The organism is Citrobacter sp. MGH110 (assembly GCF_001037515.1).
GTDB classification, from domain to species: Bacteria; Pseudomonadota; Gammaproteobacteria; order Enterobacterales; family Enterobacteriaceae; genus Citrobacter; species Citrobacter portucalensis.
In genome coordinates, this window is record NZ_KQ089830.1 from 184,718 (window position 1) to 193,233 (window position 8,516).

The window sequence follows — 8,516 nt, forward strand, 5'->3', positions numbered from 1 at the left end:
GATGGAAAAAGAGCAGCTGGTTGAAATCGCCAATACCGTGATGCCCTTTGGCAAATATAAAGGGCGTCGGCTGATTGATGTACCGGAAGAGTATCTGCTGTGGTTTGCCCGTAAAGATGAATTCCCGCCGGGAAAGCTGGGCGAGCTGATGCAAATCACGCTGCTGATTAAAACTGAAGGGCTGACGCAACTGGTGCAGCCCCTGAAACGCCCGCTCTAAGCCTTTGCGGCGCGGCTTTTCTGCTGCGCCTGCAATGCGTCTGTTTGTTGCTTGTAGCGACGTGCCAGCACGGCACACACCATCAGCTGAATTTGATGGAAGATCATCAACGGCAGCACCATCATTCCTATCACTGACGTCGGGAACAGAATATTTGCCATTGGGATCCCATTCGCCAGGCTCTTTTTCGATCCACAAAAGACAATGGTGATCTCATCGGCTTTGTTGAAGCCGCATTTCCGCGCAACAAAGACGTTGATGCCAATCACGATTGCCAGCAATACGATGCTGACCACCACGATAAACAGCAGTGAGCCAATCCCCACTTTGTGCCAGATCCCGTTAACCACGGCTTCACTGAAGGCGGAGTACACCACCAGCAAGATGGAGGATTGGTCCGTTTTGGCGATCCATTTTTTATGTCGGGATACCCAGTTACCAATCCACGGACGTGAAAGATGTCCCAGTACGAACGGCAGCAACAGTTGCAGCATGATTTTCCCCACCTGCTCCAGACTGCCTTCTGCGCCGTGCATATTCATTACCAGGCCAACCAGCAATGGCGAGAGAAAAATACCCAGCAGGCTGGAGGCCGAAGCGGAACACACGGCGGCAGCAACGTTACCCCCCGCCAGCGACGTAAAAGCGATTGCCGACTGCACCGTGGCTGGCAAAATACACAGGTACAGGAAACCGGTGTACAGCATCGGGTCAACATTTACCGGTGCCCACCAGGCGAACAGTACGCCCAGCACCGGGAAAACAACAAACGTGCTGCACATCACCCACAGATGTAAACGCCAGTGACTACCGCCGGCAATAATGGCTTCACGCGAAAGCTTCGCCCCGTGCATAAAAAACAGTAGGGCAATGGCAGCGGTGGTTAAGCCTTCAAAGAAAGGTACAAAGCCACCTTCGGCCGGGAAAAAGGACGCCAGTAAAACGACCGTAATCAACGTTATCGTGAACGGATCAAGGATACGAAAAAGTTTCATAAAAGCTCCTGAAATTCGGTAGGAACATTTTGCGTTTTTCTGTTTGAGAAATAAAATTGATTTATTGCATCCATATATGAATCGAATAGATGAATTACTCTCTGCGTCAGCTCCGTATCTTTGTTACCGTCGCTCAGGCCAAAAGCTTTAGCCGGGCGGGGGATATCATTGGCTTAAGCCAGTCTGCGGTCAGCCACAGCGTTAAAGAGCTGGAAGGGCAGACGGGTGTGCGGTTGTTAGATAGAACAACGCGGGAAGTGGTGCTGACAGAAGCAGGGCACCAGTTGGCGGCGCGGCTGGAACGTATTCTGGATGAACTGCACAGCACGCTGCGTGAAGCAGGCCAGGTGGGAACGCAGTTAACCGGAACGGTGCGCGTTGCCGCCAGCCAGACAATATCTGCTCACCTTATTCCACAGTGTATTGCCCAGAGTAATCAGCTTTATCCAGCAATCGATTTTGTGCTGCACGACAGGCCGCAACAGTGGGTGCTGGAGAGTATTCGTCAGGGCGAGGTAGATTTTGGCATTGTGATAGATCCAGGTGCTGTGACCGATCTGCAGTGTGAAGCGGTGTTATCCGAACCGTTCCTGCTGTTGTGTCGAGGGGATCATCCGCTAGCCCAACGCGAATGGGTAAATTGGCAGGATTTATATCATGAGCGCCTGGTATTACAGGATTACGCTTCCGGCAGTCGACCGTTGATCGATGCGGCGCTGGCTCACTTTTCCATTGAGGCCAATATCGTTCAGGAGATAGGTCACCCTGCCACGCTTTTCCCGATGGTTGAGGCGGGGATTGGTATCAGCGTGCTGCCTGCGCTGGCGCTTCCTCTGCCACAGGGCAGCCATTTGCAGGTTAAACGCCTGACGCCGGTTGTGGAACGACAATTGATGCTGGCACGACGTAAAAATCGTTCTTTATCGACTGCGGCCCAGGCGCTGTGGGACGTAGTACGGATGCAGGCCAGTGAATTAACCGCCGGTCGGGCACGGGATCCTTTGTACCAGCTTTAACGATATGGCTGGTGTTTGTCATGTCGTTAAGTTTGGCTTTCAGTATCGATGAACTGATCGTTAACTTTTATATTTTTACCCGGCACCGGACTACCTCTTTATATTTATAAATTCTCCTGCGATATTCTTAGGCAATTGCTTAGCTTGCGGATTTGTAAGGCTATTTTAAATTATTACTTTTTTTCTTGACCTTCCACTTGCTGGAAGGTTGATACTCTTTATACGCAAGTACGGATAGCAGTATCTAATACAATGATGTATAGCGATTGATTAATGAAATGACTAAGCAATTTATACAGTAACTCGTTATAGGTAGAATTAACACGATCCCGATGGAGTAATATTAGTGACATGTTAAATAATCCTACAATAGCTGGTTGCTGAAACTAATCCGGTAAATATATTTAACTAATGGGGTATTGGCGGCGATGATAAGAAAAAATAAAATTTTAATTGCAATGCAAATTAGTATGCTGGCATGGTCTGGTTATACGTTTGCAGCAGACAGAGTGTATGTAGCAAATGAAGGTGCAGATTCAGTTAATGTACTTGATGCTGCGTCTTTAAAGACTGTAGATAAAGTACATGTTGGTAAAATGCCGCATAACGTTCAGGTGTCACCAGACAATAAAACAGTTTGGGTAACCAACCTTGGTGCTAACGGGACACATTCATCAGGCTCTGAACATATGGATATGAGTAAAGATGCCCATTCTGAGAAAATGGATATGGGCAAAGATTCTCATGCAGGCAAAAAGGAACATGGCGAAGTTTTGGTTATTAATGCCGAAAATGATACGGTTATTGCAAAACTTCCGGTTGGCGCACACCCTGCGCATGTTGTCGTCACCCCTGATGGGAAAATGGCGTATATCTCAAATAGTGCAGATAACACTATCAGCGTGATTGATGCAGAACATTTGAAAAATTTAACGACAATTAATGTAGGTAAATTCCCTCATGGCCTCAGAGTGAGTCCTGACGGTAAAGAAGTTTATATCGCGAATATGAAAGGGGGCTCGGTATCCGTTGTCGATACAGCCAGTAATAAAGAAGTCGCGCAGATCCCATTAGGTAAAATGCCAGCCCAGGTAGGTTTCTCACCGGACGGAAAACGGGTGTTTGTTTCCCTGTCTGGTGAAGATGCTGTAGCGGTGATTGATACAGCAACGCGTAAAGTTGTGAAGAAAATTAATGTCGGTACCGTACCAATCCAGCTGTTTGGCACTCCGGATGGTAAAAGCATGCTGGTAACCAATCAGGGCTCGAAGAGCAAGCCGGGTAACACAATAAACATGATTGATATCGCAAGCCTTACGGTAGCGAAAACCATCACCACTGGCGATGGGGCCCATGGCGTGGTTGTCGATAAAAATGGCAAGTATGCTTACGTAACTAACTCATTTGCAAACTCTGTTTCGATGATTGACATTAATGAGCGTAAGGTAGTGAACACGCTCCCGGTAGACAACAACCCAAATGGTATCAGCTGGGGCTCTGTCGAAGTGACGCCTAAATAACTGTGCTAGCATTTATCAATACCCGTCATTCGCTGGCGGGTATTTTCATGAATATTCTATAAATAAAGGAACGACAGATGAGAAAGCCGGAGCGGACAAAAACGCTGCCTAGTAAGTTCAATTTTGATGATACTGTAAACAGACTCGTCAGCGTATTGAATGCTAAAAATATTCGTATTTTTGTGCAGGTTGATCAACAGCAAGCGGCAACGGAAGTAGGTCTTGCTCTGCGACCGACGATGTTATTTCTGTTTGGTAACCCAAAGGGTGGTACTCCTGCCATGCAAGCAAATCCTCATGCGGCAATAGAGTTACCCCTACGGGTGGTTATTTGGCAGGATGACAATGGTGATACCCATATAGATTATCAGGATGCAAGTACTGTTCTGGAGTTTGACTATGATGTTGCACATAATATTGTTGCTCCAGTTAGCATCCTGACAACCCTTCTTAACGAAGTGGCCGGTAATTAATTGCAAATAACACTAAATGCCTCGTGGATATTTAGTGTTATTTTTCTGCGTTTATTATGCAAGTGTTTAACCCGCTATAATAAACCTATTGAATAATACATATGATGTTCATTACTCTTCAATGTTTGTCGATTCGTCTATTTTATAAATAGGAGGGTTTTTGTTTGCAATATTATGTGAAGAGTATATCTTGATGCTCAAATATTAATATGTAAGTTATGAGGATAGTTATGAAAAAGACATTAGTCACATCATTGGCCGCTTCTTTGTGTTTTCTCAGTCTGTCTGCCTTTGCTGCTACAGAAATCTCGCAACAAGAAGCCAATAGTTTAAAGCATGTCAAGTCAATCACCGTAACGGAAAATACGGTGAATCAATGTATGCACAAAATTTCGAAAATGGCAGATAAAGAAGGTGCTGATTTCTTTGTTATTAAGAACTTCTCTTCTATAGGCAATGGTTCTCAGGCTGTAGTGACCAGCGAACTCTATAAGAAGTAAACAGCTGTTACCCCCGTTTTAATTATTGATTAGCGAAAGTGTGTTGTTGTACCTGCTTTCGCTTATTAATAATCAACAAATGTTTGTCAGTCATTTGCAAGGCGGGCTTTGTCTGCCCACTCGTCTGACGAATTCCTGATGTGTTGGTACTCCTTGCCATTTCTGGCAGAAAAAAAATGTGAGTTCAGGCCGATTTAGCACATGCCATCTATACCGATTTACTATCGGTTATCGGGATAAACGGTATTGGTAATCGATTGCGTAGTCTCGCTATAACAATGCGGTACGCTACGTTATTTCGATTACTCAGTATTAAGGACATCTCATGAGCCACTCTCTTTTCTCGCAAAATCCCTGGTATAGCGCTGATATCATTCGTGGTTACAAACCGGATTTTACGCCGCGCGTAGCCTTTATCCTCGGCTCAGGCCTGGGGGCGTTGGCGGATCAAATTGAGGATGCGGTTGCCATCTCTTACGAGAAACTACCAGGGTTCCCGGTGAGTACCGTACACGGTCATGCTGGTGAACTGGTGTTGGGAAATCTGGCGGGAATTCCGGTGGCCTGTATGAAAGGACGTGGACATTTCTATGAAGGTCGCGGTATGACGGTGATGACGGATGCCATTCGTACGCTGAAGCTGCTGGGCTGTGAGCTGCTGTTTTGCACCAATGCTGCAGGCTCTTTGCGTCCCGAAGTCGGACCGGGTAGCCTCGTTGCGCTTAGCGATCACATCAATACGATGCCGGGTACGCCGATGGTAGGGCCAAACGATGAGCGTTTTGGCGAGCGATTCTTTTCACTGGCGAATGCCTATGATGCTGACTACCGCGCGATCCTGCAAACTGTTGCCGCTGAGGAAGGATTCCCGCTGAGTGAAGGGGTTTTTGTCTCTTATCCGGGGCCGAACTTTGAAACCGCGGCAGAAATCCGCATGATGCAAATTATCGGTGGTGACGTGGTGGGGATGTCGGTGGTGCCTGAAGTTATCTCTGCGCGCCACTGCGGTTTGAAAGTGGTTGCGGTGGCGGCCATCACCAACCTGGCGGAAGGTCTGGGTGATGTTAAATTATCTCACGCGCAGACGCTGGCTGCAGCGGAACTCTCCCGGCAGAATTTCATCAATTTGATCTGCGGATTCTTGCGCAAACTGGCCTGAATAACTAAAAAATGACCCCGCTTGCGGGGTCTTACTTTATGGCAAGGAACGGAAAAATGGGTATCGCATCTCGCTTAAAGCTCATGTCGTTTTTGCAATATTTCATCTGGGGAAGCTGGTTGGTAACCCTGGGTTCCTACATGATTAATACCCTGGATTTTACCGGTGCGAACGTCGGTATGATTTACAGTTCGAAAGGGCTGGCGGCGATTATCATGCCGGGCATTATGGGCATCATTGCCGATAAATGGCTACGCGCCGAGCGCGCCTATATGCTTTGTCATCTGGTGTGTGCGGGCGTGTTGCTATATGCCACAACCGTTACCGATCCGCAGACCATGTTTTGGGTGATGCTGGTTAACGCAATGGCGTATATGCCGACGATTGCGTTATCGAATAGCGTCTCATACTCGTGCCTGGCGCAATCAGGTCAGGATCCGGTCACCGCGTTCCCGCCAATTCGTGTATTTGGCACCATTGGGTTTATTGTGGCGATGTGGACTGTCAGCTTGATGGGATTGGAACTGAGCAGCGCGCAGTTGTATATCGCTTCAGGCGCATCGCTGCTGCTGGCTCTGTATGCGCTTACGTTGCCGAAAATTCCGGTTGCTGAGAAGAAAGCAAACACCACGCTTGCCAGCAAGTTCGGTCTGGACGCCTTTGTCCTGTTTAAAAAACCGCAGATGGCAATCTTCTTTTTGTTTGCGATGATGCTGGGGGCGGTGTTGCAAATCACCAACGTCTTTGGCAATCCGTTCCTGCATGATTTTGCCCGTAACCCGGAATTTGCCGACAGCTTTGTGGTGAAGTACCCCTCCATATTGCTTTCCGTTTCACAGATGGCGGAGGTGGGCTTTATTCTCACTATCCCGTACTTCCTTAAACGCTTTGGCATTAAAACGGTGATGCTGATGAGCATGCTGGCATGGACGCTGCGCTTTGGCTTCTTTGCCTTTGGCGATCCGTCGCCGTTTGGTTTTGTGCTGCTGCTGATGTCGATGATCGTCTACGGCTGTGCGTTTGATTTCTTCAATATCTCGGGATCGGTATTTGTCGAGCAGGAGGTTAGCTCTAACATTCGCGCCAGCGCGCAGGGGCTGTTTATGACGATGGTAAACGGCGTTGGCGCGTGGGTGGGATCAATTCTGAGTGGTATGGCGGTGGACTATTTTTCTGTCGATGGCGTCAAGGATTGGCAAACTATCTGGCTGGTGTTTGCCGCGTATGCGCTGGCTCTGGCGGTTATCTTTGCATTGTTCTTTAAGTACAAGCATGAGCCTGAACGACTGGCACAGAAATCACCGGCACATTAACACTCCATTGGCGGCGGGTTCTGATACCCGCCGTTTCATTTTCTGCGAGGCAATGTGGTAACTTTGCGCATTATCCTTTTTTCAGGAGCGCATTATCCATGGAACGCACGCACCGCATCGATCTGAAGTTACTGCGTTATTTTCTTGCTGTCGCAGAAGAACTGCATTTTGGACGTGCTGCTGCTCGCCTGAATATGTCGCAACCGCCGCTCAGTACCCATATTAAAGAGCTGGAGCAACAGCTCGGCACTTTGCTATTTATCCGTCATTCCCGCAGCGTGGCGTTAACTCACGCGGGAAAGATATTGATGGAAGAGTCGCGCCGACTGTTATCCAGTGCTAATCAGGCGCTGGCGAGAGTGGAGCAAATTGGTCGTGGTGAGGCAGGGCGAATTGAGCTTGGCGTTATCGGTACAGCGATGTGGGGAAAAATGCGTCCGGTGATGCGGCGTTTTATGAAGGATAATCCCAATGTTGAGGTGCTGTTTCGCGAGAACATGCCCGCGATGCAGATGACGATGCTGGAACGGCGTGAACTGGATGCGGGAATTTGGCGGATGGCTACGGAGCTTTCTCCCGGGTTTACCAGTTTGCGTTTGCATGAGTCCTCTTTTCTGGTTGCCATGCCGGAAGAACATCCTCTTACTGCCTGTGAGTCCATACCGCTGGAGGCGTTGAGAAATGAATATTTTGTCACAATGCCTTCCATTCATACTGACTGGGCATTTTTGCAGCGAGTTTGCCTGAGTGCTGGATTTTCCCCGATGATTATTCGTGAGGTGAGGGAGCCGCAAACGGTGCTGGCGATGATCAGCATGGGGATTGGTATTACGTTAATTGCTGACAGCTATGCGCAGATGAATTGGCCTGGCGTGGTATTTCGACCGTTAGAGGAACGTATTCCGGCGGATTTGTATATTGTGTATGACCAACTGCAGGCGACACCCGCGCTGGAGAAACTGGTAGCGGCATTGACGATGTGATGTCTGTGCCGGATGGCGACTGACGTCTTATCCGGCCTACGCGTGTTGTGTTGTCTGTGCCGGATGGCGACTGACGTCTTATCCGGCCTACGCGTGTAGTGTTGTCTGTGCCGGGTGGCGACTAACGTCTTATCCGGCTTACGTGTGGGGTATTGTCTGTAGGCCTGATAAGCGTAGCGCATCAGGCGATGCAGGTTCGAATCTTATAAATCGCAGATAGCAAAAAGGCGCCTTTAGGGCGCCTTTTTACATTGGTGGGTCGTGCAGGATTCGAACCTGCGACCAATTGATTAAAAGTCAACTGCTCTACCAACTGAGCTAACGACCCGAAGTGGTG

9 protein-coding genes and 1 tRNA gene are annotated in these 8,516 nt (G+C 48.4%); 8 read left to right on the plus strand and 2 right to left on the minus strand.

All coding sequences use genetic code 11. From position 1 onward, the window contains the following. Position 1: 1 nt before the first annotated feature. Complete coding sequence (locus SK38_RS00830) at positions 2-220, plus strand: DUF3820 family protein (protein ID WP_003038102.1); 219 nt, start codon at positions 2-4, stop codon at positions 218-220. Here SK38_RS00830 and SK38_RS00835 read toward each other — a convergent pair. Next, positions 217-1,215 carry a bile acid:sodium symporter family protein gene (locus SK38_RS00835; protein WP_003038103.1) on the minus strand — a complete coding sequence of 333 codons (999 nt, stop codon included), beginning with the start codon at positions 1,213-1,215 and terminating at the stop codon, positions 217-219. The genes SK38_RS00830 and SK38_RS00835 overlap by 4 nt on opposite strands. An 89-nt stretch (positions 1,216-1,304) precedes the next feature. Between SK38_RS00835 and SK38_RS00840 the strand changes: the two genes are divergently transcribed. The 7 genes from SK38_RS00840 (at position 1,305) to SK38_RS00870 (ending at position 8,179) form a co-directional block, all read left to right on the plus strand. After that, positions 1,305-2,231: a LysR family transcriptional regulator gene (locus SK38_RS00840; RefSeq protein WP_032944140.1), complete on the plus strand. Its 927-nt coding sequence runs from the start codon at positions 1,305-1,307 to the stop codon at positions 2,229-2,231. Positions 2,232-2,659: 428 nt separating this feature from the next. Then, the gene (locus SK38_RS00845) at positions 2,660-3,751 is read left to right on the plus strand and encodes a YVTN family beta-propeller repeat protein (protein ID WP_048234775.1); all 1,092 of its coding nucleotides are present in this window, start codon (positions 2,660-2,662) and stop codon (positions 3,749-3,751) included. 77 nt (positions 3,752-3,828) lie between these two features. Further along, positions 3,829-4,224 (plus strand): DUF302 domain-containing protein, encoded by a 396-nt coding sequence (locus SK38_RS00850; RefSeq protein WP_048234776.1) that lies wholly within the window; start codon positions 3,829-3,831, stop codon positions 4,222-4,224. Positions 4,225-4,454: 230 nt separating this feature from the next. Next, on the plus strand, positions 4,455-4,724 hold the full coding sequence (locus SK38_RS00855; RefSeq protein ID WP_008785396.1) for a YdgH/BhsA/McbA-like domain containing protein: 270 nt from the start codon (positions 4,455-4,457) through the stop codon (positions 4,722-4,724). Positions 4,725-5,049: 325 nt separating this feature from the next. Further along, positions 5,050-5,883 (plus strand): xanthosine phosphorylase, encoded by an 834-nt coding sequence (xapA, locus tag SK38_RS00860; protein WP_008785395.1) that lies wholly within the window; start codon positions 5,050-5,052, stop codon positions 5,881-5,883. Between the two features lie 56 nt (positions 5,884-5,939). Then, positions 5,940-7,196 carry a nucleoside permease gene (locus SK38_RS00865; protein ID WP_048234778.1) on the plus strand — a complete coding sequence of 419 codons (1,257 nt, stop codon included), beginning with the start codon at positions 5,940-5,942 and terminating at the stop codon, positions 7,194-7,196. Between the two features lie 98 nt (positions 7,197-7,294). Beyond that, entirely contained in the window at positions 7,295-8,179 is an 885-nt protein-coding gene (locus tag SK38_RS00870; protein WP_048234780.1) for a LysR family transcriptional regulator, read from the plus strand. A 252-nt stretch (positions 8,180-8,431) separates the two neighbouring features. On the opposite strand, the gene SK38_RS00875 is transcribed toward SK38_RS00870, so the two are convergent. Then, positions 8,432-8,507: transfer RNA gene (locus SK38_RS00875), tRNA-Lys, on the minus strand. Positions 8,508-8,516: the final 9 nt, after the last annotated feature.

What these genes read in the sequence shown, in the direction of transcription:
- SK38_RS00855 (WP_008785396.1), top strand. Translation starts at nt 4,455, where the DNA reads ATGAAAAAGACATTAGTCACATCATTGGCCGCTTCTTTGTGTTTTCTC.
- SK38_RS00850 (WP_048234776.1), top strand. Translation starts at nt 3,829, where the DNA reads ATGAGAAAGCCGGAGCGGACAAAAACGCTGCCTAGTAAGTTCAATTTT.
- SK38_RS00845 (WP_048234775.1), top strand. Translation starts at nt 2,660, where the DNA reads ATGATAAGAAAAAATAAAATTTTAATTGCAATGCAAATTAGTATGCTG.
- SK38_RS00870 (WP_048234780.1), top strand. Translation starts at nt 7,295, where the DNA reads ATGGAACGCACGCACCGCATCGATCTGAAGTTACTGCGTTATTTTCTT.
- xapA (WP_008785395.1), top strand. Translation starts at nt 5,050, where the DNA reads ATGAGCCACTCTCTTTTCTCGCAAAATCCCTGGTATAGCGCTGATATC.
- SK38_RS00865 (WP_048234778.1), top strand. Translation starts at nt 5,940, where the DNA reads ATGGGTATCGCATCTCGCTTAAAGCTCATGTCGTTTTTGCAATATTTC.
- SK38_RS00835 (WP_003038103.1), bottom strand. Translation starts at nt 1,215, where the DNA reads ATGAAACTTTTTCGTATCCTTGATCCGTTCACGATAACGTTGATTACG.
- SK38_RS00830 (WP_003038102.1), top strand. Translation starts at nt 2, where the DNA reads ATGGAAAAAGAGCAGCTGGTTGAAATCGCCAATACCGTGATGCCCTTT.
- SK38_RS00840 (WP_032944140.1), top strand. Translation starts at nt 1,305, where the DNA reads ATGAATTACTCTCTGCGTCAGCTCCGTATCTTTGTTACCGTCGCTCAG.